General features: G+C 65.4%; 23 protein-coding genes and 1 pseudogene. 9 read left to right on the plus strand and 15 right to left on the minus strand.

Features of this window, described 5'->3' with window-relative positions:
• Nucleotides 1-11 precede the first annotated feature (11 nt).
• The 3 genes from AC1C2U_RS12255 to AC1C2U_RS12265 all read left to right on the plus strand — a co-directional run bounded on the left by AC1C2U_RS12255 (nucleotide 12) and on the right by AC1C2U_RS12265 (nucleotide 6,495).
• The gene (locus AC1C2U_RS12255) at nucleotides 12-1,634 is read left to right on the plus strand and encodes a P-loop ATPase, Sll1717 family (RefSeq protein ID WP_495362045.1); all 1,623 of its coding nucleotides are present in this window, start codon (nucleotides 12-14) and stop codon (nucleotides 1,632-1,634) included.
• Nucleotides 1,635-1,768: 134 nt separating this feature from the next.
• Nucleotides 1,769-3,502 (plus strand): AAA family ATPase, encoded by a 1,734-nt coding sequence (locus AC1C2U_RS12260; RefSeq protein WP_495362046.1) that lies wholly within the window; start codon nucleotides 1,769-1,771, stop codon nucleotides 3,500-3,502.
• A 308-nt stretch (nucleotides 3,503-3,810) separates the two neighbouring features.
• Nucleotides 3,811-6,495, plus strand: a complete 2,685-nt coding sequence (locus AC1C2U_RS12265; protein WP_495362047.1) for an ATP-dependent Clp protease ATP-binding subunit — start codon at nucleotides 3,811-3,813, stop codon at nucleotides 6,493-6,495.
• Nucleotides 6,496-6,611: 116 nt separating this feature from the next.
• Here the strand turns inward: AC1C2U_RS12265 and AC1C2U_RS12270 are convergent, their stop codons facing one another.
• On the minus strand, nucleotides 6,612-7,886 hold the full coding sequence (locus AC1C2U_RS12270) for a matrixin family metalloprotease (protein ID WP_495362048.1): 1,275 nt from the start codon (nucleotides 7,884-7,886) through the stop codon (nucleotides 6,612-6,614).
• Between the two features lie 236 nt (nucleotides 7,887-8,122).
• On the opposite strand from AC1C2U_RS12270, the gene AC1C2U_RS12275 reads away from it, so the two are divergent.
• The gene (locus AC1C2U_RS12275; RefSeq protein ID WP_495362049.1) at nucleotides 8,123-10,204 is read left to right on the plus strand and encodes a hypothetical protein; all 2,082 of its coding nucleotides are present in this window, start codon (nucleotides 8,123-8,125) and stop codon (nucleotides 10,202-10,204) included.
• A 155-nt stretch (nucleotides 10,205-10,359) separates the two neighbouring features.
• Here the strand turns inward: AC1C2U_RS12275 and AC1C2U_RS12280 are convergent, their stop codons facing one another.
• Nucleotides 10,360-10,935, minus strand: a complete 576-nt coding sequence (locus tag AC1C2U_RS12280; protein ID WP_495362050.1) for a hypothetical protein — start codon at nucleotides 10,933-10,935, stop codon at nucleotides 10,360-10,362.
• Between the two features lie 232 nt (nucleotides 10,936-11,167).
• Here AC1C2U_RS12280 and AC1C2U_RS12285 point away from each other — a divergent pair, with 232 nt between their 5' ends.
• Together AC1C2U_RS12285 and AC1C2U_RS12290 are read left to right on the plus strand one after the other, a co-directional pair.
• On the plus strand, nucleotides 11,168-11,743 hold the full coding sequence (locus tag AC1C2U_RS12285) for a hypothetical protein (RefSeq protein ID WP_495362051.1): 576 nt from the start codon (nucleotides 11,168-11,170) through the stop codon (nucleotides 11,741-11,743).
• Between the two features lie 76 nt (nucleotides 11,744-11,819).
• Nucleotides 11,820-11,942, plus strand: a pseudogene (locus tag AC1C2U_RS12290) (transposase); the annotation flags it as partial.
• A 136-nt stretch (nucleotides 11,943-12,078) separates the two neighbouring features.
• Here AC1C2U_RS12290 and AC1C2U_RS12295 read toward each other — a convergent pair.
• The 9 genes from AC1C2U_RS12295 to AC1C2U_RS12335 all read right to left on the minus strand — a co-directional run bounded on the left by AC1C2U_RS12295 (nucleotide 12,079) and on the right by AC1C2U_RS12335 (nucleotide 17,596).
• A complete protein-coding gene (locus tag AC1C2U_RS12295; protein WP_495362740.1) occupies nucleotides 12,079-12,435 on the minus strand; it encodes an Imm8 family immunity protein in 357 nt (118 codons plus the stop codon).
• 132 nt (nucleotides 12,436-12,567) lie between these two features.
• Complete coding sequence (locus AC1C2U_RS12300; protein ID WP_495362052.1) at nucleotides 12,568-12,963, minus strand: nuclear transport factor 2 family protein; 396 nt, start codon at nucleotides 12,961-12,963, stop codon at nucleotides 12,568-12,570.
• A gap of 89 nt (nucleotides 12,964-13,052) precedes the next feature.
• Entirely contained in the window at nucleotides 13,053-13,805 is a 753-nt protein-coding gene (locus AC1C2U_RS12305) for an SDR family NAD(P)-dependent oxidoreductase (protein ID WP_495362053.1), read from the minus strand.
• Nucleotides 13,792-14,520 carry a TetR/AcrR family transcriptional regulator gene (locus AC1C2U_RS12310; protein ID WP_495362054.1) on the minus strand — a complete coding sequence of 243 codons (729 nt, stop codon included), beginning with the start codon at nucleotides 14,518-14,520 and terminating at the stop codon, nucleotides 13,792-13,794. The genes AC1C2U_RS12305 and AC1C2U_RS12310 overlap by 14 nt, the downstream gene beginning before the upstream one ends.
• A 79-nt stretch (nucleotides 14,521-14,599) precedes the next feature.
• The gene (locus tag AC1C2U_RS12315; RefSeq protein WP_495362055.1) at nucleotides 14,600-15,220 is read right to left on the minus strand and encodes a dihydrofolate reductase family protein; all 621 of its coding nucleotides are present in this window, start codon (nucleotides 15,218-15,220) and stop codon (nucleotides 14,600-14,602) included.
• The gene (locus AC1C2U_RS12320) at nucleotides 15,220-15,726 is read right to left on the minus strand and encodes an SRPBCC family protein (protein ID WP_495362056.1); all 507 of its coding nucleotides are present in this window, start codon (nucleotides 15,724-15,726) and stop codon (nucleotides 15,220-15,222) included. Before AC1C2U_RS12320 ends, AC1C2U_RS12315 begins: the two co-directional genes overlap by 1 nt.
• A 4-nt stretch (nucleotides 15,727-15,730) precedes the next feature.
• Complete coding sequence (locus AC1C2U_RS12325) at nucleotides 15,731-16,072, minus strand: ArsR/SmtB family transcription factor (RefSeq protein ID WP_495362057.1); 342 nt, start codon at nucleotides 16,070-16,072, stop codon at nucleotides 15,731-15,733.
• 31 nt (nucleotides 16,073-16,103) lie between these two features.
• A complete protein-coding gene (locus tag AC1C2U_RS12330; RefSeq protein ID WP_495362058.1) occupies nucleotides 16,104-16,946 on the minus strand; it encodes an alpha/beta fold hydrolase in 843 nt (280 codons plus the stop codon).
• A gap of 212 nt (nucleotides 16,947-17,158) precedes the next feature.
• Nucleotides 17,159-17,596 carry a DUF4190 domain-containing protein gene (locus AC1C2U_RS12335; protein ID WP_495362059.1) on the minus strand — a complete coding sequence of 146 codons (438 nt, stop codon included), beginning with the start codon at nucleotides 17,594-17,596 and terminating at the stop codon, nucleotides 17,159-17,161.
• A 214-nt stretch (nucleotides 17,597-17,810) separates the two neighbouring features.
• On the opposite strand from AC1C2U_RS12335, the gene AC1C2U_RS12340 reads away from it, so the two are divergent.
• Together AC1C2U_RS12340 and AC1C2U_RS12345 are read left to right on the plus strand one after the other, a co-directional pair.
• Nucleotides 17,811-19,172, plus strand: a complete 1,362-nt coding sequence (locus AC1C2U_RS12340; protein WP_495362060.1) for a serine hydrolase domain-containing protein — start codon at nucleotides 17,811-17,813, stop codon at nucleotides 19,170-19,172.
• Between the two features lie 394 nt (nucleotides 19,173-19,566).
• Nucleotides 19,567-19,932, plus strand: coding sequence for a VOC family protein (locus AC1C2U_RS12345; RefSeq protein ID WP_495362061.1), 366 nt, complete (start codon nucleotides 19,567-19,569; stop codon nucleotides 19,930-19,932).
• A gap of 226 nt (nucleotides 19,933-20,158) precedes the next feature.
• Here the strand turns inward: AC1C2U_RS12345 and AC1C2U_RS12350 are convergent, their stop codons facing one another.
• Together AC1C2U_RS12350 and AC1C2U_RS12355 are read right to left on the minus strand one after the other, a co-directional pair.
• Nucleotides 20,159-20,326 carry a hypothetical protein gene (locus tag AC1C2U_RS12350; protein ID WP_495362062.1) on the minus strand — a complete coding sequence of 56 codons (168 nt, stop codon included), beginning with the start codon at nucleotides 20,324-20,326 and terminating at the stop codon, nucleotides 20,159-20,161.
• A 115-nt stretch (nucleotides 20,327-20,441) separates the two neighbouring features.
• On the minus strand, nucleotides 20,442-21,251 hold the full coding sequence (locus AC1C2U_RS12355; protein ID WP_495362063.1) for a DUF998 domain-containing protein: 810 nt from the start codon (nucleotides 21,249-21,251) through the stop codon (nucleotides 20,442-20,444).
• Nucleotides 21,252-21,319: 68 nt separating this feature from the next.
• Between AC1C2U_RS12355 and AC1C2U_RS12360 the strand changes: the two genes are divergently transcribed.
• A complete protein-coding gene (locus AC1C2U_RS12360; RefSeq protein ID WP_495362064.1) occupies nucleotides 21,320-21,937 on the plus strand; it encodes a TetR/AcrR family transcriptional regulator in 618 nt (205 codons plus the stop codon).
• Nucleotides 21,938-22,073: 136 nt separating this feature from the next.
• Here the strand turns inward: AC1C2U_RS12360 and AC1C2U_RS12365 are convergent, their stop codons facing one another.
• Together AC1C2U_RS12365 and AC1C2U_RS12370 are read right to left on the minus strand one after the other, a co-directional pair.
• Nucleotides 22,074-23,402, minus strand: coding sequence for a 6-phospho-beta-glucosidase (locus AC1C2U_RS12365; protein WP_495362065.1), 1,329 nt, complete (start codon nucleotides 23,400-23,402; stop codon nucleotides 22,074-22,076).
• Complete coding sequence (locus tag AC1C2U_RS12370) at nucleotides 23,399-24,148, minus strand: DeoR/GlpR family DNA-binding transcription regulator (RefSeq protein ID WP_495362066.1); 750 nt, start codon at nucleotides 24,146-24,148, stop codon at nucleotides 23,399-23,401. Before AC1C2U_RS12370 ends, AC1C2U_RS12365 begins: the two co-directional genes overlap by 4 nt.
• Nucleotides 24,149-24,158 lie beyond the last annotated feature (10 nt).

The raw sequence follows: 24,158 nt of genomic DNA on the forward strand, positions 1-24,158 counted from the left end.
TGGCGGATCGGATGTCGGCAAAGAAGCCGAGGCTGAAGAGCGGATTCACACTAGGGGGCGAGCAAGCAGAAGCGGATCCACTCCTCTCCGGGGCATTTTTCAACTCAAGCGACTACGACGTGATTCGTTCAAGGTCCGACCCGCGCTGCTTCATTGTGGGGCGGACCGGCGCTGGAAAATCTGCAGCCTTCCAAAGATTGGAGGACGACGCTCAGGGACACTGCATCCGGATCAACCCGGAGGACCTTGCGCTCCCCTACATAACTGACTTAGGGGTCATTCGCTACCTCGACTCTCTTGACGTGAACCTTGATCTCTTCTGGACCGCGCTGTGGAAGCACGTGCTTTTGGTTGAGGTGCTTCGCCACAGATATCGCGTGAACGAACCGGCCGCCAAACAGAAGTTCCTTGATCAGATTCGAGAGAAGATTTCCCGCGACCCTGCCAAGCAAGCGGCGCTCGAGTACCTCGACGAGTTTGAAGGTCGCTTCTGGTGTGAGGCGGAAGAACGGGTTCGAGACATCACGGATAAGTTCACTCAGACGATTGGTGCAGACGCATCGCTCAAAGCTGGTCCTGCACGTTTGGGTGCGGCGGCCAACGCCGAGATTTCATCCGAAACTCGCAAGGAAGAGGCCGATCGTTATCAGCGTGTGGTCAATGCCACACAGATCTCGAAGTTGAACAAGATGATCGCTGTTCTCAACGAGGATGTACTCGACGATCAGCACTTCACATATGTGGTTATCGATGATCTTGACCGCGACTGGGTTGATGAGCGGTTGGCAAACGACCTAGTGCGGTGTCTTTTCCGAACTGTTCTGGATCTAAAGAGGGTGAGCAACCTGAAGGTTTTGGTTGCCCTTCGAACTAATCTCTTTCAAGAACTCGACTTCGGGCGTCGTGGGGCTGGCCAGGAGGAAAAGTTCCGTTCTTTGGTACTTAGGATGCGCTGGACAGAATCGGACCTCGAGGAATTGCTGGACGAACGGGTCCGGGTTGCAGCTCCGCCGTTGGGCCTCGACGCCCAAAGTGTTCGGGACCTCGTCCCGAATCCCAACCGTACCCGCGGAAGTGCGATCAACTACATACTCGACCGCACCCTCCTCCGGCCACGGGATGCGATCGCATTCATGAACGAGTGCCTAGGAACGGGTGTGGGGAAGACTCGCCTCTCATGGGAGGACATTCACTCGGCAGAGGCGACGTATTCAGCGAATCGGCTCCTGGCTCTACGAGATGAGTGGAAGACGACATTCCCCGGAATTGCCAAAGTGTTTGACGTCTTTCGAGGCTGTCCCGCGCGAATGACCATTAGCGAATACACGGATCGACTGGACTCGGCATTTCTCGTGATCACCGAGCCCAGCTTCGAGGGCATTGGTTGGATGACTGATCTGTCGGAGGCCGTCTGGTCCTCAGGGAAATCGAGTTGGGCCGAAACGTACGGGCCACTCTCCGAGCTCCTCTATCAACTGGGCTTGGTTGGGTTCGCCGTTGGCCAGACAAAGGCGCCACAGTTTCATTCTGAAAGTCCGCGTCTCCTAGGATCAGCGGCCTCGATGGAGAAACTCAGCGCCGCTCACGTTCACAGGATGTATCACGCAGCGCTTGATGTACGCGCGTCGAGCTGATGAATAGCACATCCGATCCCGAGTACCGATGGCACGCATTTCGTCATCCGTCATGAAGGGCTTCACGGTGTTCACGCAAGCAACCCGGTGAGCCAGCGCGGTGCCGATACGATCGGCAAGTTAGCGGAGGCAAAATGGCGCTCGAGGATTTCGCAGGATTTGGTGTTCGTGGTTACCGGAGCTTTGGCGGGCCTGACCTACAAAGGTTTGGCCCGATGGGCAAGATTCACCTACTTGTCGGCCGCAACAACGTAGGAAAAAGCAACGCACTTGCCTTCATGCACCGAGTGCTTCGGCCGCTTCGCGCTAACTTAGCTAGCGCGAACGACGCCTTTCGAAAAGAGCTGGGTGACGAGCCGCGACCGAATTCGGACATGCCATCGGCTTTCTCGCTTTGCTTCCGCCTCACCGAAACCGTTGTCGCGCAGTTCAAGCTTGACGGTTTCAGCGAATTGCGCCGTGTGTTTTCGGCACCTTCATTTGCTCATGGTTCGAGCGACCACTTCTGGCTTGATTTCGAGCTCGGCGCCAACAACTCCTTCCAACTCGTTCCGTCCCAGTTCTACGCCGGCGCTCAGGAAGCGGGTTCCACCCTGTCCCTGCCGAGCCTTTCGAGTGCGTTCAGCCATGGCAACAGCAGTGATGACCGTCAGAACCTCGAGAACGTGCTTCGAGTGTGGAACCCCTGGGCTCTTATCCCGGATACCAACTGGGTCAGCGCCGTCCGGGAACTGACCGGGGCTCGCGACGGGGATGACACTTGGGGCACCGGCCGGGGTCTAATTCCGGAGCTCGCTCGCATCGAGCGACCTGATCCCGAAACGCACGTGGACGACACCCGGCGTTGGTCATCGCTTCAGGCGTTTGTGAAGGACGTGTTAGAGGACCCCGCGGCGGTCATCAGGATCCCCGAGAGTAAGTCCACGATCTCTGTGGAGACGAAGGGTGCGGTCCGAAGGCTGGAGGAATCCGGAACGGGCATCGCAGAGGTGATCCTCCTAGCGGCGAACGCCACCACGTTTAGCGGCAAGCTCATCTGCATAGAAGAGCCCGAGGTCCATCTGCACCCGACGCTTCAGCGGAAGCTCGTTGCCTATCTTGGCCAGACCGACAACCACTACCTCGTCTCGACACATTCACCCGCGTTCCTCAACACCGGATCGACAACAATCACCCATCTCACAATGCCTGCTCAATGGACAGTCGCCGAAGAGATCGCAACTCCGTCCGGTGTCGCACGGGCAGCAGCGGACATCGGAAGCCGTGCGAGCGATATCGTCCAGTCGAACTATGCCGTTTGGGTCGAGGGGCCGAGCGACAGGATCTACGTGCGGCACTGGCTCAGCACATATGCGCCGGAACTTGTGGAAGGTGCCCACTATTCGATCATGTTCTACGGCGGCGTCTTGCTGAATCACCTTTCAGTAGATGACGAAGAAACAGATGAGTTCATAGATCTGCTCCGAATTAATCGAAACGCCGCGGTGATCATTGATTCTGACAAGCGAACAGCGCAAACGAAGATCGGGGCTACAAAGAGGCGCGTAGTTTCAGAAGCGGCGAGTGGCGGCTCCATCGCCTGGGTAACGGCCGGCTACACAATCGAGAACTATGTTTCGTCCGCCATCCTTCAGGAAGAGGTTGACGCTCAGTACCCCGGCAAAAACTACAAGGTTCAGATTGACAAGTGGGAATCCCCTCTGGGGGGCTCGTTCCCTGGCAAGGCAACGAAGCCAAGCAAGGTGATCCTCGCCCGTCGGATTGCGCAACGATCGGTCCCGATGGAATCGTGGCCGAAGGACCTGCGGGAGAAGATTAGGGAGCTCGCCAATGCGATTCGGCGAGCAAACGATCTCGCTGAGAGTTAGAGAAGAATGCGACCGCCAGGGACGTCGCGTTGTCCGTTTCGTTCCCAGGGCGCCGCTCATATGCCAGTGAAACCGCAGAATGCGCTCACGTCTGAGCACCTCGCCTAGGTCGATCGTCGTTTGCGAACGGCCGGCCTAGGGCGGATGTAGCGGGGTCAGGGAAGCGACCGCGAGCGCTCGGTCGGCGGTGAGTGCGTGTGTCATCGCATCGCCCCTTCAAGCGGGTCGGGCCGAAGAGAGGGAATACCCACGCCCCCATCTTGTTGAACTTGAGCGTACCCAACTCAAGTTCTACTTCAGGAGGATTGGTGCCCGAAGACTTCACACCCCAGAACGGTGACGAAACCAACTCGTTCGACGAGTTTCTGAACCGCTACCTTGAGGGCGAGCGCTCGCGCCAGGCGCGTTCGATCGACCTCAGCCGTTTCTTGACTGCACGCACGCAGGGCATCCTGCAGCGCGCCGGCAAGTTCGCGCTCGAGCGCGGCCAGACCGAGCTCGATGCGCTGCACATCCTGCGCGTGATCGTTGAAGACGACGCCGTCAAGCAGGCCATCGCCCGCATCGGCGTCACCCCCGAGCAGCTCATCACCGCGACCGAGGCGCGGCTGCCTGCGGCGGCTGATTTCGACAAGCTCAATCAGCAGGAACACAGGCTCAACCAGCAGGAGAAGGCGAACTCGGCCACGATCACGCCGAGCGCGAGCCGCGCGCTGTTCCACAGCTACCAGGTCGCGCGCTCGAGCGGATCGACGTACATCGACCCTGAGCACCTCTTCTTCGCGCTCGTGCTGGGGCAAGACGCGCCTGCGGGGCAGGTGTTGGCGCGCGCTGGGGTTACCGCCGAAGCGCTCACGCAGGGCATGCGTGAGACGGTTGATGCTGAGGGTGAGGGATTTCGACAGGCTCAATCCGCAGATGGCGGTGAGTCCGAGGCATCCGAGACGCCGATGCTCGACAAGTTCGGCACCGACCTCACTGAGCTGGCCGAGAACGGCGAGCTCGACCCCGTGATCGGGCGCGCCGATGAGATCGAGCAGACCATCGAGATCCTCAGCCGCCGCACCAAGAACAACCCGGTGCTGGTCGGTGAGGCCGGCGTCGGCAAGACCGCGATCGTCGAGGGCCTCGCCCGCGCGATCGTCGAAGAGCAGGTGCCCGAGGCACTGCTCGGCAAGCGCGTCATCTCGCTCGACCTGCCCGGCATGCTCGCCGGCACCCGCTACCGCGGCGACTTCGAGGAGCGCCTCACCAAGACCGTGGACGAGATCGCCGCACACAAGGGCGAGCTCATCATCTTCATCGATGAGGTCCACACCGTGGTCGGTGCGGGCGGCTCTGGCGACGGCGGCACCGACGCGGGCAACATCTTGAAGCCGCGCCTCGCGCGTGGCGACCTGCACCTCGTGGGTGCGACGACGCTCAAGGAATACCGCGTCGTCGAGAAGGACCCTGCTCTCGAGCGCCGGTTCCAGCCGGTGAAGGTCGGCGAGCCGAACCTCGAAGACGCCGTGCTCATCATGCACGGTCTGAAGTCGGCGTACGAAGAGCACCACGGTGTCGAGTACACGGATGCCGCGTTGCGCGCCTCCGTCGAACTGAGCGCGCGCTACCTGACCGACCGGGTGCTGCCCGACAAGGCCATCGACCTCATCGACCAGGCCGGGGCGCGACTGCGCCTGCGGCTCGGCGTGAAGGTTGACGTGTCGGCGCTCATCGAGCGGCTCGCGTCGCTCGAGGCCGACAAGAACGCCGCCGTCACGGGCGAGCACTATGAAGAGGCCTCGCGCATTCGCGATGAGATCTCGAAGGTGCAGGGGAAGTTGGATGAGGCGTCTAGCCGTGGGGGTTTCGACAAGCTCAACCAGCAGAGTGACAAGCTCAACCAGCAGAGTGACAAGCTCAACCAGCAGAGTGAGAAGCCCAACCGGCAGAGCGTCGTCATCGACGAGGCCGAGATCGCCGCGGTGATCTCGCGGGCCACCGGTATTCCGGTGAACCGCCTCACCGAGAGTGAGCGCGAGCGCCTCGGCGACCTCGAGGGCGAGCTGCACGGGCGCGTCATCGGCCAAGACGACGCGGTCACCGCGGTCGCCAAGGCCGTGCGCCGCAACCGCACCGGCATGGGCGACGCAAATCGCCCGGTGGGCAGCTTCCTGTTCCTCGGGCCGACGGGTGTCGGCAAGACCGAGCTGGCGAAGTCGCTTGCGTCGTCGCTGTTCGACGACGAGACCGCCGTGATTCGCTTCGACATGAGCGAGTTCGGCGAGCGGCACACCGTGTCGCGACTCGTCGGAGCCCCTCCCGGATACGTCGGCTACGACGAGGCCGGCCAGCTCACCGAGCGCGTGCGGCGCAACCCCTACTCGATCGTGCTGTTCGACGAGATCGAGAAGGCGCACCCCGACGTGTTCAACCTGCTGCTGCAGGTGCTCGACGACGGACGCCTGACCGACGGCCAGGGTCGCACGGTCGACTTCCGCAACGCGGTGATCGTGATGACCTCGAACGTCGGCTCGGAGTTCCTCGCGTCGCGGTCGGGTGCACTCGGCTTCGTCGCCGGAGCGGATGCCTCGGGCTTCGCCTCCGAGAAGGACCTGCGTGACCGTGTCATGGGCAAGCTGCGCGAGGCCATGCGGCCCGAGTTCCTGAACCGCATCGACGAGATCGTGCTGTTCAAGAAGCTCGACCAGCCGCAGCTCGAGCAGATCGTGCGCCTCATGCTCGGTGCCACCGAGCGCCGGCTCGCATCGCGCGAGGTCACCTTTGAGGTGACGGATGCCGCGGTGTCGCTGCTGGCCGAACGCGGCTACGAGCCCGAGTACGGTGCTCGCCCGCTGCGCCGGGTCATCCAGCGCGAGATCGACGACCGCATCGCGGACTTGTTCGTGAGCGGTGGCGTCGGTGACGGCGAGGGCGTGCAGGTGGATGCGGTCGACGGCGAGTTCGTCGTCGCGCCCGTGCCGAACGCGATCGTGCAGCTCGCCGCGTAATCGTCTGTCGAGTAGGCGCGCCAGCGCCGTACGAGACCCCGCAACCCGAAGGCCCGGCCGCTCACGAGCGGCCGGGCCTTCGTGGCGCCGCGAGGTCGTCGCCCGGCGCCACCGGGTTACGTCGCGAACCAGCCGTAGGTCTCGGAGAATGCATTGTCGTACTTCGGCCGGCTGCCACCGTCGGGCCAAGTGCGCGCGCGGGCGAGTCGGTGCTGGTGCGCGCCGGAGGATTCGCCCCACACCCGCGCCCGGTACTTCTCGTTGAATCCGGCGGTGCCGATGTCCGTGAACGTGCCGACCAACGACGCCGGATTCTTCCCGAGCCCTCGATGTACGGAGAAGTACATGATGCTGTCGCAGTCGGCCTTGGCCGCATCGTTGTGCGTTCTTGCCCGGGCCACGAGCCGTTGCACTCCATTCTGATCGCCCCACTGGTCCATGACTCTGTAGTCCGACGCGTTCACCATCACGCTGCTGCCGTCCGGTTGCTCGCTGATCGTGAGGTGCACGTTGGGGGAATTCGCGACGTACGTGCCTCCGCCCACCACGAACCACCGGTTGTACAGGTCGTTCGTGTTGCGCAGGTAGAGCATCCACTGCGCATAGCCCTGCGCGCCGCGCTCCTGGTCCCAGGCGTATGCGCGCATCAGTTCGACCGAGGAGCCCTGGCGTTCGCCCCAGCAGGCGGCGACGAGCGTGTGCGGTGACGACGAGTCCTGCTTGGCAACGCTGAACGTCGAGCCGACGATCGCGTACCCGACGGGCGACGCGGGCGGTGGCGCCGCCACGTGCGGATCGCCGTAGAGCCGCTCCAGCGTCTCGATGTCGACCTGCCGCAGGCTCTGGTCGCTGAGGTAGTAGAAGAGCGACCCGTCGCGAACGGTGACCGAGGGCTGCATGATCGACTGCGTATCGTTCGTGTGCTCCAGCCCCAACGCGTGCCCGACCTCGTGCACGGCCACCGCGACCAGGTTCTTCACGATGGGGTTGCCGACGAGGGTCGTGAGGAGCCACAGCACCGGGTTGACCGCGTGGCCCGCCATGTCCTGCTCGGCCTTCGTCCAGTTCTCTCCGTCATCGAAGGCGATGTTGCGGTGGTCGCCGCTGCCGGGTGTCATGCGTGCGATCGCGTTCGGATTGTCCTTGCGCCAGTCCGCCCAGTCCGCGCGGTCGAAGTCGGTGAACGAGAGGTCGAAGAGCGCATCGCTCGTCTCGACCTGCTGGAAGTCGAAGTTGGACACCTCCTCCCATCGGGCGAAGGCCTCGGCGAGCTGCGCGGCGACCTCGGCCGGCGTGAGCGCCGGCTGCGTCGTCGGCGCGTTCGCGATCCGATACGTGATGACGCCTCCCGAGAAGCTCAGCTTCTCGAGCGGCTGATCCTGATTCGACATGCGTGTCCCCCAAGCGTCGCGGTGCGGATGAGCCCGGTCGCCCCCTGCGGCGCTGCGCGGACACCCGCAGCATACTCACGGCGCGGCCGAGCCCGAGACCCCGAGTTCGGGGGATGCCAGACGGGCGCGAGTGACTGATCGCTGCACTGTGCACCCTGAACTGGGGTGTGATGCTCCCTTGCTGCGCTCCGCGCGGGGGAGGACGCTATCGCTCGAGGTCGTTGTTGGGAGGAGACGTGCAGCCGATCGCGGCGGGAACAAGCATCTTCGATGTATCGCCGCTCGGCGACATCCCAAAAGAGTGGAACGACTTCAATACCGAGTGGGTACAGCCTGCCACTCACCTCGTCATCGGCGGGGGACTCTGCTGGTTGGCGCTGATCGTCACGGCGCGGATCATCGTTGCGGTCGCGCCATGGGCCAAGGCCAGGATCACACGAGGTGAGAGCCGATCAGCCAAGATCTTCGGATACGTGGTCACCGGTGGCACCTCGGCGCTCTTCGCCTGGATCGTCTCACTACCCGACACGTCGACGCAGGTCCTGGCGGTGATGCTCGTGATCGCAGCCATGCTCGGAATCGGCGGCACCATCTGCCTCGCGTGGGGCATGGCGACGACTGCGCGGCTCGATGCGACGGTCGTGCAGCCGTCCGGCTCAGCGAACAGCGCATGGTCCACCGAGTTGCTCACCCAGCTGCGGTCCATGAACGCGGATGCCCCGAAAGGTCGAGTCATCGAACGGCCAAGCGCAGGAGATCTGAACGATGTCGTCGTGGTGGCATCCGGATCGAGTCATTGGTTCGTAGAACTGATCGGGAACGGGTTCAACCTGTTGCTGAACCTGACACCCTGGCGACTCGAGGTCACTGTGTTCGACGCACAAGACGGCGTGGCGACGCTTCGCCGAAACGGCCGCGTCATCGAAGAGACCCCCCTCCGGCTCCCTCTCGACCCGTCGGACGCGAGCCATCCGGCGGAGCTCCTGAAGCTCGCTGCCGGCTTCGCCGCGACCATCCTCGCGAAGCAGTACCCCGACGTCGTGGGCTTCTACCGGCCCCAGTCGTGGCGCGGCATCGGTCTGCTCTCCGTTGCCCGTGCATCTGCGGGTGCGAACCGGCATGCGTACATTCGCGAGGCCATCCAGGTCGACCCTCAGAGCATCCTGATCGAGTATGAAGACGTCTTCTTGCGGTACGACGAAAACACGGACTCCGAGGGGTTGATGGACCGACTCGAGCCGATGATCAACCGTGCTGCAGTGCTGAGCGGGCGAGCTGAGATTGCTTCGGACGTGCCTGGCAAGAAGTGGCACACAGTGAAGGAGTCGGATGCGCACAAATACTCCGAACCGCGCGTCCTCCTCCTTCGTTTGATGACCCTCTACACGACCGCTGCCCGCAACTACTCGGCGCACGGCTGGCCGTCGGATGAGCGGCGCGATCGGGCGACGCGAATCGTCGGTGCCCTCCTTGATGTGCTCCAGGAGTTGACCCCGGAAGAGCAGGAACCCATCAAGGAGGCTGTTGCTCGTGTACGGGAGCGAGCCGGTCTGTGTTACCTGATCCTGACCGACGGTCGAGATCAAAAGACGATCACGCTGGCACTCCGCGAGCCGCTGGCTGCCGAGAGTTACCGCGAGTTGGCGGAGAAATGGGCGGAGGAGGCGGAGAAGTCGATTGACTTCGGTACGCGGTATTCGTACGCCTGCTATCTCGCGCGGAAGGCCCTCGCGACGGTTGACGAGTCGGCTCGCGGATCGACGATCGGCGAAGCGGCCGAGCAGCTCAAGAGTGTGTGTTGGCTCGATGATTACCGCGCCAGCGCGCTCGAGGACCCCGAACTCGACGGGCTCGGCAACGAGCCTGCAATGAGGGACGCAGTGCTCAAGCCGTTCAAGACCGGCTGGGAGATCGGTGTCTTTGCGACCCACCGAACATCGTTGAAGGCCATCGGAGTCACGGAGCCCAGTCAGCTCGCCGACTCGGCGATGCGAACCGGGCTGCTCACCAGGTTCGGACTCAGCAACGAGAAGGCGGATGAACTCGTCGACCAAGCAACGATTCTGCTCATCGCGCTGACCGCGGGCAGTCCGAAGTTGGACCCCCTGTTCCGCCTGCGAGTGACGAGCTCGCTCCTTGATGACCAGCATCACTCGATACCGACGTTGCTGACCGCCCTCGAGCGGCACCCAGGAGACGTCGCTGCAAGTGCTGCCAAAGCCGCTCACGGTTGGCCGTCGGCCGATGAACTGGAGCAGACGCACGTCTTTCTGAGGGCCTTGGGCGCTGGTCTTGACCCGGTCGTCGAGGGACGGTGAGCTCAACCTCCCGAACGGGTGGGCCGCGGGCATGGGCCGCAGTTCCAGATCCGCGCGTCTGCGGGCTCCGGGAGTTTTGACACGACCTGAGGCGTCGGGAACCCGAGCTTCGTCGACGGCGGTCGGCGCGCCCATCACCTGCCACTCGGCGAAGCTCAGCTTGTGGACGCCGCACGGGGTGGCCGAGAACCGTGAAGGGACACAGCACCAGCGGCCAGGGTGAGGGAGAGCGAGCGGATGCGGCATCCGTACCAGGCGATCGCGAGGGTCGTGAAGGTGTAGATCACGACGGCTTGTAGCGCGTATGCGGGGTAGTCGATCAGCCACCGTGGCTCAGATGGATCGGTGCCGAACGCCGCCGGGTTGTCGCTCACCGATGGCACGAGCGCGCCGACCCAGTAGCCGACGGCCTGCCCGATCGCGTAGATGAGCACCGCAACACCGATGGCCAGCCAGGCGCGGGCGGTGTGTGAGTGCCACACCGCTCGTGTCGCCCGCAAGGCCGACCGCGGCGTCCATCCATCAGCGCTCGGCGCTGCGATCGCACTCAACACCGGCGCGACCGTGAACGCCGCGACGACGAGCACAAGCATGGCGACGATGCCGATCATGAGCAGCTGCTCGCTGCCCGCCCGACTGCGCATGAGTTCGGGAATGAGCAGCAAGGCGAAGAGCGGAAGGCAGGCGACGACGGAGGCGAGCCACGTTCGAAGGAGGGCGGCGAGAGGCATGTTTCGAACATAGAGAGCGCGTGCAACACGGGGAATCCGGAAAACCCCCGGACTCGTCCGCAACGAGCTCGAATGGCGCCGACCGCACTCGAGGTGGTCATGGCGCTCGGTCGCTGCCGCAGAGCGAGTCGCTAGGGTGGCTGGTGTGGTTTCGGATCGGAAGCGTCGGCGCGCTGCTCGCAAGGTCAAGCCTGGTGATGGGCACGCGCTCAAGCGTTTTCGGTGGTGGCAGATGTTCTCTCGCGCGCTGTTCCATCTTCGCCTCATTCGTGACGACGGCCTGCGTCAGATCTGGTCCGTCGACGTGCAGCTCGCGGGCGACTCGAACGGCGAAGTCTGGGCGCAGCTCTACAGCGACGGTCTGCATCACGCCGGATCCAAGCTCCCCGCGGCGTTCCCGGTGCCCGGCGGTACCGTCGAGGTGGTCGCCAGCAGCTACGGGCTGAAGCGCTGCCACTACCTGAGCGATGCCGGGGCCGAGCAGCAGCTGGTACCCGATCCCGCCTCAGCCGAGGGCCGGCGTGCGCGCCTGGATCGCGAGCATCCGGCTATGAGCCGTGCCATCGGGCTCGCGTCCATCGCTGTGCTCATCGTCGCCCTGATCCTCGGCGTCCCGCAGATCGTGGAGCAGATCTCCCAGATTCCACCCGTCGCCGAGAATGTCGGCTCCTTCACTTCTCCGATCCAGCTCCCGGTCGCGTTCAACATCACGCTCCTGGTGGCCACCGTCCTGGCCAGCACCGAACGCGCGCTCCGTCTGCGTCACCACTGGCTGCTCGATGGCGGGCTGTTCGACGGCGACGACTAGCGCGTTGTGCTAAACCCGGTCGGAGGTCGGGTAGGCCAGGCTGTGCGTCGTGTCGCGGAATGTGATCTCAGATGAAGTGTGGGCGGTGCTCGGGCCGTTGTTCCCGGGCATGAAGGCCACGGGCCGCCCGCCAGTGGACCGACGCACGGTGGTGGAGGCGACGGCGTGGCGGTTTCGTACCGGGGCTCCGTGGCGGGATTTGCCCGAGGCGGTTCGGGAACTGGAACACGATCTACAAGAACTTCGACCGGTGATCGAAGGCCGGGGAGTGGGCGCGCGTGCTCGAGCAGGTCCAGTCGATGGCCCACCAGACCGGCGACATCTAGCAACTGACCCTAGGGCGTGTAGTCCTCGAACTCCCAGAAGCCGAGTCGACCCAGACGGCAGCCGATCTGGCTCCAGTCGTCGCCCTCGACGCGTTGTACTCTGCCCTCGAACCAGTCGTGGAGGACTCGCTGGTCGAACTGCTCCATGGTGACGACGACGTGGTGTCGCGCGTCGTAGATGCCGTCCGTCTTCCGACAGGCTTGAGCGAGCCACTCGGGCGTGCAGACGGTGACGTCGAATGTCTCGTCACCAGGGCCGTCGACGGGCCCAACCGTCAACCGAGCGTTGATTCTGAACTCCGACGCATTGGCAGACACGCTACTGGGATCAGGGTCGAAGACGAGACTTCTCAACGTCGCACGCATGTGGCCAATCCTGCCCCACGACGGTGCCACCGGCGGATCACGCCACCTGGCATGACGCCAGACTGGCCCACCGAGCCGCCGACTGGGTTTGGCAACACGCCCTAGCGCCAATCGCACTCGGTCTTCGTCGAACTACCCGGCCGTGTCCGCGTGCCGGTGCACGACGCGCCATCCGTCAGACTCGCGGCGATAGACCTGAGTGGCGCGCAGCGTGAAGGTGCGTGGCTCTCCGTCGATCGAGGCCGAGGCGCGCTCGTAGCCCACGGTGTAGGCCATCTCGCCGAGCACGTTGAAGGCGATGAGGTCGAACGCGTAGTCGGTGCAGTCCGAGAAGCTCGTCGCAAGCACCTCGAACGCCTCGGCCAGCTCGGCGCGATTCGTGGCGTTGCGCCACGCGCCGAGCACGCTGACCGGCTCGTGCTCCGACCAGATCGCGCGACGCGGGCCGTCGTCGCCGTCGAACATGGCGCGCTCGGCCCGCACGAACTCGCTCTGCAGCCAAATCAAGAACTCTTCGCGGTCGCTCATGAGTTCAGGATGCTCCGGTCGACGGCCGCGCACAATCACCGAGTGCTCTTCAGAGTCGGAATCGGCGAACGACGCACGGCGCACAGCGCTCAGGGCATGATGGTCGATCCGCCGTCGGTCATGAGGGTCTGGCCCGTCATATAACGGGAGTCATCGCTCGCGAGGAACGCCACGACCGGGGCGATGTCGTGCTCGGGGTCGCCGAGTCGGCCGAGCGGAACACCGTCGACGACCTTCTGGTACTCGGCGGGGGCTGCCTCCGCCCACTGGCGGATGCCCGGCGTGAGCGCCACGGGTGAGACGAGGTTCACGCGCACTCCGTCGGCGGCCCACTCGTGTGCGGCAACGCGCGTGATCGCCCGAATCGCCTCTTTCGCGGCGGCATAGGTGACCTGCGTGGGCATGCCCTTGATGCCGGCGCCCGAGGCGAAGTTCACGATCGCGCCCTTGGTCTTCACGAGTTCGGGGTGCGCGGCGCGCATGAGATGGAACGTCGCGTACATGCCGCTGCCCAGTGAGAGATCCCACATCTCCTGCGTGGTCTCCATGATGGGTGCCTGCTGCGACGCGTGGGCGTTGTTCACGAGCACATCGAGCTTGCCGAACGCCTCGACCGCGGCGGCGACGATGACGGGAGCGTTCTCGGCATTCGAGATGTCCATCTGCAGGTAGCGGGCCGGGCGGCCCTTCGCGAGGCCCGCGACGAGCTCTTCACCCGCCGCTTGGTCGATCAGGTCGACGACGAGCACGGAAGCACCCTCGACGAGGAAGTGGCGCACGATGCCCTGGCCGATGCCGCCGGCACCGCCGGTGACGATGGCGACCTTCTCAGAGAGACGCATTTTGGGGTTCCTTTCGGTCATGCCCCCGAGTCGGAGGCGGGGTGAGGCTTGCCTCGACCTCGTCGAGGAAGCGGGTCAGCGTGGTCTGCAGGATGTGCCGCCCGCGGGCCGCGTTGAGCGGGCGGGCGCGGAATCGCGAGACCTGCGGGTCGGATGCGAGTGCGGCGGCGGAGTTGACGTCAGAGGCGGCGTCGGCATCGGCATCGGCATCGGTCGAGAGTCGATCGATGCTGTAGTCGATGGCGCGCTCATGGGGGAGTGAGGTGAGCGTCAATGCGGCCGCACCCATCACGATCGCGGCGGTGCCGATGAACACGTCGCCGGCGGTGCCGTCGTCGGCTCCGGCCGCGCTCAAGCGGTGCAGCACCAGGCCGGTTTGCTCGACGCTCGCGAGGTCGAGCACGCGGCCGGGGGAGATCACGGCGCCGAGGAGCCACGGATGGCGTTCGAATGCATGCCACATGTGCAATGCGAGGTGCTCGAGGGATTCACGCCAGCTTGCGTCGCCGCGCGGAACCAGCGCGTGCTCGGTCGCCACGCGTGCTGCCATGCGCACGACGAGGTCGTCGCGGTCGGCGATATGGCGGTAGAGGGCCATGCCCGAGATGCCGAGTGCGGCGCCGACGCGGCGCATCGAGACTGCGCTCAAGCCGTCGCGGTCGGCGATGACGATGGCTGCGTCGGCGATCGCATCGGCGTCGAGGCGTGCCGCCATCTCGTGCTCCCTTCGTTGTTTACAGTGTAAACCTGCAACGAGAGCGGCGCAACGCGAGCGCCCGCGCCGCTCTCCGCGCCTACCGCGGATGCACGGTGTAGGTGAGATGCGTCGTCTTCGGCGAAGGCTCTGCACGAACCAGGTCGAGAGCCACTCGGCCTGCGTCCACGCCTTCGAACAAGCGGACTCCAGAGGCGAACAGCACGGGCGAGAGCGCGACATGGAACTCGTCGATCAAGCCGGCATTGAGATACTGCACAATCGTCTCTCCGCCTCCCGCGATGCGGACGTCTTGCTCGCCGGCGGCCTCGCGGGCGTGGTCGAGCGCGGACTCGATACCGTCGTTCACGAAGTGGAAGGTGGTTCCGCCCTGCCGCTCCCACGGGTCGCGCTTCTCATGCGTCACGACGAACACCGGCGTGTGGAACGGGGGCTCCTCCGGCCACATCTGCTCACCGGCGTCGAACATGCGCTTGCCCATCACGCTCGCACCGGTGCGCTCGAACGTCTCCCGCACGATGTCGTTGTCACGGCCCTCCTCGCCGCCCTCGCCGAGCTTCAAGTTCTCTCGGAAGAACCGCTGTCGGAACACCCACTGCTGCAGTTCCATCCACTGCTGCCCCATCAGCTCGTCGGGGGACTCAGGCGCGATGAACCCGTCGAGCGACATCGACACGCTGAAGAACACTTTGCCGGCCATCAGTCCTCCGCTCCCTTCCGAACGATCTCTGCGACGTAGGCAGCCAAGTTGCCCAGGGTCTGCTGACCACCCTCGATCGCACCGTGCTTCTCGATCGCCTCGTCACGCAGCTCCTTGGTGGGGAACACCGTGAGCATCTCGATCCGGGTCCCCTCCCCGTCGGGCGCGAACGTGAGCACCGACTCGAACGCATGCGGGTCACCGCGGTACTCGCCATGGAGCATCGCGATCCGCTCCGGCGGAACGATCTCGGTCCACGTGATCCACTCGCTGTAGTCGGTGCCGTCCGGCCCGTGCATCACGAAGTCCCACTCGCTGCCGACGCGGAACTCGAAGGCCCGCGTGGTGGTGGTGAATCCTTCCGGCCCCCACCACTGCGACAGGTGCCGCACCTCGGTGAACGCCTCGAACACCAGCTCCCGCGGGGCGTCGATCACTCGGGAGATCACGGTCTCGCGGTCGGCTGTCGCGGAGTGCGCCCGCGATTCTCGTCCAGTCGTCGTCATTCAGCTACTCCTCTTGTCTTTCCTGTTTGAGGTCTTGCACGTATGCGTCCAGCCGATCGAAGCTCTCGTTCCAGAACTGCTCGAACCCGCCGGTCCACTCGTGAACCGCTTGCAGCCCACGGGCGTCCACGTCGTACAGGCGCTGCTTGCCTACCTTGCGGTCCCGCACCAGCCCGACCTCTCGGAGCACCCGCAGGTGCTTCGACGCGCCGGGCTGGGACATCCCCAGCTCCTCGGCGACCTCCGTCACCGGTCGTTCGCCTGCCCGCAGCAGCGTCAGGATGTCCCGACGCCGGGGCTCGGCGATGGCGTTGAAGACGTCCGACGTGGTCGCTGCTCGTGCCATGACAGCAAACATATACCCATATCGGCAAGTGTCACAAACCGGAGCCGCGCACAGATTCGGTCCACCGGGTGAGTTCGGCCGACAATTGCGCGGGGGCGTCGAGTTGGATCAGATGCCCCGCTCCCTCGATGAGGGCGAGCGTCGAACCCGGAATCAGCGCGTGGAGCCGGTGAGCCCGGTCGACCGGAATCCAGGTGTCATCGACGCCCCAGACGATGTGCGTCGGCTCGATCACGGTGGTGTAGCGCCCCTCGACCTCCTCGGTGAACCGTTCGTCGGCCTGCGCGATCTGCCGGTAGAAGGCGGGTTGGCCGAGTTCCCCGGCCCACGGGGCGACGAGCATCTCGAGCTCCGCTTCACTAAGGCCCCGGTGGCTCGCGCCCCGAATGTAGGCCTCGATGGCGCCGCGGTGGATCGCCGCCGGGAGCTGGGCGAAAACGTCTGCATGCTGCTGCACGAGGGTGAAGAACGCTGAGCCCCACGGGCGCAGCGCGACGACGTCGACGAGGCAGAGCGAGGCGTACCGGGCACCATGCAGGAGCCGGGCGCGGAGCGCGACGGCGCCGCCGAAGTCGTGCGCGATCACGTGCGGGCGATCGAGCTCCCACTGCTGCAACAGCTGGGCGAACAGCTCGCCTTGCAGCCCCAGGTCGACGGCATGATCCGGATGCTTCGACGAAGCGCCATACCCCGGCATGTCCCACAGGTAGACGGTGAACCTCGCCGAGAGCGCTTCGGCCAGCGGCCGCCAGAGCGCGGACGACCAAGGGGTTCCGTGCAGGAACACCAGCGCAGGGCCTTCGCCGAAGCTCTGCCACGCGACGGTTCGACCGCGCCACTCCAATGTTCGGTCGGGCTGCGCGGCTTGCTCCATGGCCTCAGGCTAACTCGGCTTCTACTCGGGTGACGTTGCACCATGAGTTCGCCAGAGCGGTGAAAGGCGAACTCGGAAGAGCGCAGTGGTGCGAGGCCCTGAAGCTTCGAGCCTCTGAGTGTCGAGCGCCAAGCGCGCATCGAGATCCTTCACAACGGCGACGCCCGACCCCCTCGAGGGTCGGGCGTCGCCCTGCTGAATACGCGCTGCGATCAGCCGCAGGTGTAAGTGACCCCCTCGACTTCCCAGACGCCTTGGCCGAGCTCGCTGCACATGTCGACGACGCCGCCGATCAGCGATGCGCTGACCGCGATGACGATGATCGTGACGATGATCGCCACCGCGGTCAGGATCGAGCCGACGATGATACCGGCGGTCGCCGGGGTGTTCTTCACGCCCGCCTTCTTCGACTGCGACCTCGCGACGAGGCTCACGATGAGGCCGACGAGCGGCAGTACGATCGCGAGAACGAGGCCCGCGATACCGAGGCCCTTCCCGGGAGCCACGGGGGCAGCCGTGGGCGCGACCGGCGCGGCGGGGTAACCCGGCGCCGCGGGGTAGCCGGGCGCGGCGGGGTAGCCGGGCGCGGTCGGCGCGGCTGCGGGCGGCTGGGGAATGCCCGGCTGGGGCTGCTGGCTCGGGTCGGTCATGGTGCTCCTCTGTTGTGGACGGTGCTGTGATGGCATAGCGAAGGCACCTGGTGCGAGCGAGACCGCTCTGCCGATGCTGAATGCCTCCTGGACGATGATGGCAGACGTGCCGAGAATGTCGAGAAGGCTCGCGTCGAGGGGGCGAATGGTTGCTCCGTTGGTGGAAATCGAACAGCGATTGGGCCGCACGTGTCGTACTTGCTAGCATCCGCTCGTGCACATCCTCCGCCGGGTGATCGTCATCGTCGCCGTCACCGCCCTCGTTCTCATCGCCGCGTTCACCGGGGTCTACCTCTGGCAGCAGCCGATCCTGCTGACCGGCACCGGGTACGCCGCGCACAACGCGTGCGCCGTCACCGAGGTCGCCGGCCGCGACGACCCCGCCACCGACCTGCCGCTGAACCCGCTCGTGCCCTACCTGCAGGTCGACGTCGACACGGATGCCGGCAAGGCCACGGCCTCGATCGTCGGCGCGATCGCGCACCAGACGGCGTGGTACGCCGAGGGCTTCGGCTGCACGCTCGCCGACCATCGGCCCGAGCTCGGCGATGCCACCGCGATCGACGCGACGGGCAATCCGTTCACGGATGTCGCAGCTCCCGCCGCGGCGACACCCGAGGTCGACGCGGCACTCGAGCAGGCGATGGGCCGTGCGTTCGGCGACGAGCTCGCGGCATCCGACATCGAAGCGCTCGGCACCCGCGCGGTCGTCGTCGTGAAAGACGGCGAGCTCGTCGCAGAGCGCTACGCCGACGGCTTCGACGCCTCGACGCCGCAGCTCGGCTGGTCGATGTCGAAGAGCGTCGCCGAGCTGATGACCGGCATGCTCGTGAAGCAGGGCGTCGTCTCGCTCGACGACGACCACCTCCGACCCGAGTGGACCGACGAGCGCGCCGACATCACCGTCGAAGACCTGCTGCGCATGCAGAGCGGCCTCGAGTGGGACGAGACCTACGACCTCGGCACGCCCATCACCCGCATGCTCTACCTCGAGCCCGACATGGGCGCCTACGTCGCGAGCCTGCCGCTCGAGCACGCGCCCGGCACGGTGCAGGAGTACTCGAGCGGCAGCACGACGCTGCTCTGCTCGGTGCTGACCGAGCGCACCGGGCTCGGCGCCGACCTGCCCAGGCAGACGATCCTCGGCGCGCTCGGCCTCTCGTCGGCGGTCTTCGAACCCGATGCCGTGGGCACGCCCGTGTGCTCGTCGTACCTCTGGGCGGCGCCGCGCGACTGGGCCGCGATCGGCCAGTTCACACTGCAGAACGGCGAATGGAACGGCGAGCAGTTGCTGCCCGACGGCTGGATGGAGCAGACCCTCACGAACGTCGACTACGAGGAGACCGACGACTTCGGCTTGGCGATGGGCTTCCGAACCAACACGCTGCCCGACGGCACCCTGCGCTGGCCCGAGCTGCCCGAAGACACGTACTCCATGAACGGGCACGACGGCCAGAAGGTCATCATGGTGCCGTCGGAAGACCTCGTCGTGGTGCGCATGGGCTTCACCCCCGCCGTCGACGACGAGCCCTCCGAACTGCAGCTGGTCGCCGACGCCATCGCCGCGCTCGGCTGAGGGCGGCGAGCCCCTGCATCCACGCCGGCCCGCGAGAGGGATCCGCAACCGACCATCGATGCAAGGGGTTCGCGCCAACCCGCACCGTGCAGGAGCCGGGCGCGGAGCGCGACGGCTCCTCCGAAGTCGTGCGCGATCACGTGCGGGCGATCTGGGACCCGACCTCGCCTGCGCCGATGATCCCGATCGTCGTCACGCGTGCTTCCGAATCTCTTGCAGTGCGGCCGTGGAGGGCTCGGCCGCAGAGGCGAGCATCGCCAGCTTTTCCGCGTCACTGGACGCGGCTTGGACGGCCCGACCGGAACCTTCCAGGACGAAGCAGGCGCGCTCGAGTGGTGAACACTTCGACCTCGCCAGCGGCCGTCACGGAAGCAATGGGTGTAGGACTGTGTCCATGGAGATCCGCAGGGCGATGCCGGTGATCGTGACGGAGGACCCCGCGGCGGCGCGAGAGTTTTACGAAAGTTTTCTCGGTTTTCGTGTCGCGATGGATGAGGACGGCATGCTCATGTTCGCGTCGAAGAGCACGCCGACCACGCAACTGATCGTCGCGTGGCACAGCCCGACCGCCGTGGATCCGGAAGTGACGTCAGTTGACATCTCAGTGGAGGTCGACGATGTGGATGCCGCCAACATTCAGGCCGAAGCGGACGGGTTGGAGATCGTGAGGGAGATCCGTGACGAGGTATGGGGCATCCGTCGGTTCTTCGTCCGTGACCCTGCGGGTCGCGTGATCAACGTCGCCAGTCACATCGGATGACTGTTCGGATCAGTCGAAGAGCGAGAGGTCGACGGATGCCGCGAGGGCCTGGTAGCCCGCATCGTTGCCGTGGATGAAGTCGCCCATGTGCAGCGGTCAGGTCGCCGTGGTGAGATTGCGGACCTGCGGGGTTCCGGCGGCCCGTTCTGCGGCGAGATCGTGCGCGACCTGCATCGCAAGCCAAGCGCGCGCGATGTCGGATCATGGCAACGGCATCACGCGCAGCTCAGACGTGCGCCATCGTGACCGTGCGTCGAGCGCAGGGCAGCAGCGCGCCGATCTCGGGGGACTCCTCGCTGAAGCGATCGAGGAGCGAACGGGCCACGTTGACCGTGTCGACGAGCGGATGCGCCGCGAACGCGCGCCAGGCCTGCTCACGAGACTGCTCGTGCACGGCGCTGAGAGAGAAGTGCCCTAGACGCGGGCGCCCGTCGCCGCCTGGATCACTGCGGCGAGCGCTCAAACATCCTCCTCGACTGTGAACTCGTGGAGCAGCGGCTTCCCCTCTTTCACGCGGCGGATCGCCGATCGGCAGCGTAGTCGACGCAGGCGTGGCGACGCCAAATCGACGTTCCCGCGCAGATGAGGCCGATCAGGAACGGATAGACAGCGCCGCGTTCGATGATGCCGATGACGCCGATGACGGTATCGCCCGCAGAGAAGATCGCGAAGAGGTAGAGCGTCGTCGAAAGCAGACCGAGCACGCCGACCGTGACCAGCGTCCTCCCGATAATCGGAGAGAAGCCGACGCGCCGACGCATGCTCCCGAGCACGGTGGCCAGTACGTTGGCGCCAATGAAGCCCGCGAAAGCGCCCAAGCTGTGGAGTTCGCCGGTGCCATTCACGAGCGCCTCGCCTGAGCCGTGAAACACCGCGAGCAGGACCCCGCCGATGGCTAGCAGTGTTGCGGGCACCAGCACTGCCCATCGGCGCCAACCCGACAAGCCGCGCAGCATCGCAATACCGGCGAGGATGGTGATCCCGAACAGGAAGAAGTCGGCGTTCATCACCCATGCGAGCGGTGAATACATGTACTGCCCGAACAGGGTCGAGGGCTCGGGGACACCGAGGTTGCTGATGAAGTGGTACGTGTAGCTGTAGGGCGGATCTGTCCACGCCGCGGCGGCGATGAACTCGGCAAGGAAGAAGATCGCGGGCCCGGCGATGAGCAACGCTCCTGCGGTTCGGCGCTGCGCAGGCGGACGCGCGTCGGGGACGAGTGTCTCAGGCTTCGCGTCGTTCACGGATTCCTTTTGCGCGGTGCTGAGCCGCGCGTCGATGTTCTTGGTCATGGCCGTCGTTTCATTCGCTTCACTCACGCACGAAGTATACCGAGACTACTTTGAGTGTCAATGTCGCGAGAGTCCGACACTAGTAGGATCGAGCCATGGTTGATGCGGCTGCCCCGGGACGGCGCGAGCGCAAGAAGGCAGCAACGCGGGCGGCGATCCTCGACGCGGCGACGGCGCTCTTCCTCGAACGCGGCTTCGACGCGGTCACCGTGCGTGAGATCGCGGACCAGGCGGATGTATCGCCCAAGACGGTCTTCACGCACTTCTCCCAGAAGGAGGCGCTCGTCTTCAGCGACGAAGACGAGCGGCATGAGCGCCTCGGGGCCGCGGTCAGCGGCCGGACGCCCGGGACTTCGATCTCCGACGCGCTGAAGGCGCACTACCTCTCAGAGATCGCCGCCATGAAGTCCGAGCCCCAACGCCAGATCCTCACCCTCATGGAGGGAACACCGGCCCTCGTCGACTACGCAGAGAAAATGTGGTTCCGCCACGAGGATGCCCTGGTCGCCGCGATCACCGAGGAGTTCGGAGTCACGGAACCGAGCGACGAGATCCGCTTCTACGTGCGGTTCGCGCTGCACATCCAGCTCAGCGCGACCCGCGAGGCGGATCCAGAACCCACCATCGATGCAGGATTCCGACTCCTCGATGAGGGCTGGGCGCGCTACCGCGAGGGAGCAGACGGAAGCGCATCCGTTTCGCCGGGAACGTGAGCGAGTTGGGCGGCACGCCGGCTCCTTGCGCGAACGCCTCGCCGTGTACTCCGCCGCCGCTGCAGTGAACGGCTCAGACCGGGCGCTTCGCTTGGTGAACCCTGATGAGTGGTGGAGGTATGCGCCTGGCTCCCGCTCAGGGCAGCAGCGCGCCGATCTCGGGGAAGCTCTCGCTGTACTGGTCGAGCAGCGAACGCGCCACGGTGACCGAATCGACGAGCGGATGCGCCGCGAACGCCCGCCAGGCCTGCTCCCGCGACCGCTCGTGAACGGCGCTGATGATGAGCCGCTCGGCCGACTTCACCTGCGTCATCAGTCCGAGCATCTCTCCCGTGACCGGTGCGATCGGCCACGGGTGCACGCCTTCGGCGTCGACGACGCAGCCCACTTCGACGACCGCGTCTTCGGGCAGCTGCGGCACGAGCGAGTTGTTGCGCACGTTGAGGATCATCGTGGCGGATCGACCGGTGGCGAGGGCGGCCATGAGGTCGAGCGCGACCTCGTGGTACCCGCCGCCGTCGACGTCGGACTCGTGGCGCTCTTCGTCGGCTGCCCGGCTCTCGGCCATGTAGCTCGACTCGCGTTCGCGTCGAGCTGTCATCCACGTCGCGAGCGGGTCATCGCCAGGGGCGCCGTAGAACGCGGCCTGCTGCTGATCGATGAACTCGCCGCGGGTCAAGGGCGCCGAGCGGATGCGTTCGGTCGCCTCGCGCGTGAAGTAGTAGTAGTAGAGGTACTCGTTCGGCAATGCGCCGAGTGCCCGCACCCAGTCGAAGCCCATCAGGCGGGCCTCTTCGATGCTCTCGAGCGCCTGATCGGACGCGAGCAGCCGAGGCAACAGATCTTCGCCGCTCGCCGTCATCGAGCGGAGCCACCCGAGGTGGTTCAGGCCGACGTAGTCGAAACCGGTGTGGTCGGGGGATCCGCCGGCGGCGGTGGCTGCGCGACGGATGAGCCCGATCGGGGTGTCGCAGATGCCGACGACCCGGTCGCCCAGCACCCGCTGCATCGCCTCGGTGACGATGCCCGCCGGGTTCGTGAAGTTGATCACCCACGCCTCGGGCGCGACCTTGCGAATGGTCTCGGCGAGCCGGGTCATGAACGGCACCGTGCGGAGCGCGTACGCGAGGCCGCCGGGGCCGACCGTCTCTTGACCGAGCACGCCGAGGTCGAGCGCGGTGCGCTCGTCGAGGATGCGCCCCTGGGTGCCGCCGATGCGCACCGCGCTGAATACGAAGTCGGTGCCGCGAAGGGCTTCTTCGAGGTCGGTCGTCAGCGTGATGGTCGGCACATGCCGTCGCTGCTTCGCAAGGCTCGAAAGGATCGCGCCGATCGTCTGCAGGCGTGATTCCGAGACGTCGTAGAGGCGCAGTTCATCGATGCGCACGGGAGCGTCATCGGCGGAGACGGCCTCGAAGACCTGGGGAACGCGGAACCCGCCGCCCCCGATGATGGTGAGCTTCACGCGACGCTCACCTCGACGCCCGCCTCGCGTAACACGCCGAGTGTCGCGGCATCCGCATCGTCGTTCGTCACGACGGCCGAGATCAGTTCGGGGCCGCAGACGCTCAAGACGCCGACACCCGGGAACTTCGAGGCGTCCGCCAGCACGACGGTGCGCTGGGATGACTCGATCATCGCTCGCTTGATCGGAACCTCCATGCCCGTCGTATCGGAGATGGTGCCGTCGGCCCTGATGCCGCTCGTGCCGAGGAAGCAGGTCGTCGCGCGAATCTGCGCGAGCGCTTGCTCGGTGAGGGTGCCGATCATCGAGTTGTAGTTCTTGCGCACGGCGCCGCCGAGCACGATGAGTTCGACCACGTCGTCGTCTCGCAGTTCGTCGATGACCGCGAGGCTCGAGGTGATGACCGTGATGCGTCGGCCGCGGAGCTGCCGGGCGAGCAGCGCCGTCGTCGTGCCGATGTCGATGATGATGACGTCTCCATCGGCCACGAGTGCGGCGGCCCGCTCGGCGATGCGCGCCTTCTCGGGGTGATGCTGCCGTTCGACGTCGGTGAACGGAATCTGGTCGGGCTCGATGCTGCCCCCGCCGCGCACGCGTCGGAGCAGGCCTTCCGCGCTCAGCGCGTTGAGGTCGCGACGGATGGTGGACAGGGACACGCCGAACTGTTCTGCGAGCTCTTCGACGGTGACTTCGCCGTCACTGCGCAGGGAGTTCAGGATGTGCGCCTGTCGCGTTGCTGTGAGCATGTCGACGATC

The sequence above is a fragment of the Agromyces sp. Y575 genome, from assembly GCF_059445445.1.

Bases quoted from the DNA above. Each gene is read 5' to 3' on its own strand.
- AC1C2U_RS12255 (WP_495362045.1), top strand. From the start codon at position 12: ATGTCGGCAAAGAAGCCGAGGCTGAAGAGCGGATTCACACTAGGGGGC.
- AC1C2U_RS12260 (WP_495362046.1), top strand. From the start codon at position 1,769: ATGGCGCTCGAGGATTTCGCAGGATTTGGTGTTCGTGGTTACCGGAGC.
- AC1C2U_RS12270 (WP_495362048.1), bottom strand. From the start codon at position 7,886: ATGTCGAATCAGGATCAGCCGCTCGAGAAGCTGAGCTTCTCGGGAGGC.
- AC1C2U_RS12280 (WP_495362050.1), bottom strand. From the start codon at position 10,935: ATGCCTCTCGCCGCCCTCCTTCGAACGTGGCTCGCCTCCGTCGTCGCC.
- AC1C2U_RS12285 (WP_495362051.1), top strand. From the start codon at position 11,168: ATGTTCTCTCGCGCGCTGTTCCATCTTCGCCTCATTCGTGACGACGGC.
- AC1C2U_RS12295 (WP_495362740.1), bottom strand. From the start codon at position 12,435: ATGCGTGCGACGTTGAGAAGTCTCGTCTTCGACCCTGATCCCAGTAGC.
- AC1C2U_RS12300 (WP_495362052.1), bottom strand. From the start codon at position 12,963: ATGAGCGACCGCGAAGAGTTCTTGATTTGGCTGCAGAGCGAGTTCGTG.
- AC1C2U_RS12305 (WP_495362053.1), bottom strand. From the start codon at position 13,805: ATGCGTCTCTCTGAGAAGGTCGCCATCGTCACCGGCGGTGCCGGCGGC.
- AC1C2U_RS12310 (WP_495362054.1), bottom strand. From the start codon at position 14,520: ATGGCGGCACGCCTCGACGCCGATGCGATCGCCGACGCAGCCATCGTC.
- AC1C2U_RS12315 (WP_495362055.1), bottom strand. From the start codon at position 15,220: ATGGCCGGCAAAGTGTTCTTCAGCGTGTCGATGTCGCTCGACGGGTTC.
- AC1C2U_RS12320 (WP_495362056.1), bottom strand. From the start codon at position 15,726: ATGACGACGACTGGACGAGAATCGCGGGCGCACTCCGCGACAGCCGAC.
- AC1C2U_RS12325 (WP_495362057.1), bottom strand. From the start codon at position 16,072: ATGGCACGAGCAGCGACCACGTCGGACGTCTTCAACGCCATCGCCGAG.
- AC1C2U_RS12330 (WP_495362058.1), bottom strand. From the start codon at position 16,946: ATGGAGCAAGCCGCGCAGCCCGACCGAACATTGGAGTGGCGCGGTCGA.
- AC1C2U_RS12335 (WP_495362059.1), bottom strand. From the start codon at position 17,596: ATGACCGACCCGAGCCAGCAGCCCCAGCCGGGCATTCCCCAGCCGCCC.
- AC1C2U_RS12345 (WP_495362061.1), top strand. From the start codon at position 19,567: ATGGAGATCCGCAGGGCGATGCCGGTGATCGTGACGGAGGACCCCGCG.
- AC1C2U_RS12360 (WP_495362064.1), top strand. From the start codon at position 21,320: ATGGTTGATGCGGCTGCCCCGGGACGGCGCGAGCGCAAGAAGGCAGCA.
- AC1C2U_RS12370 (WP_495362066.1), bottom strand. From the start codon at position 24,148: ATGCTCACAGCAACGCGACAGGCGCACATCCTGAACTCCCTGCGCAGT.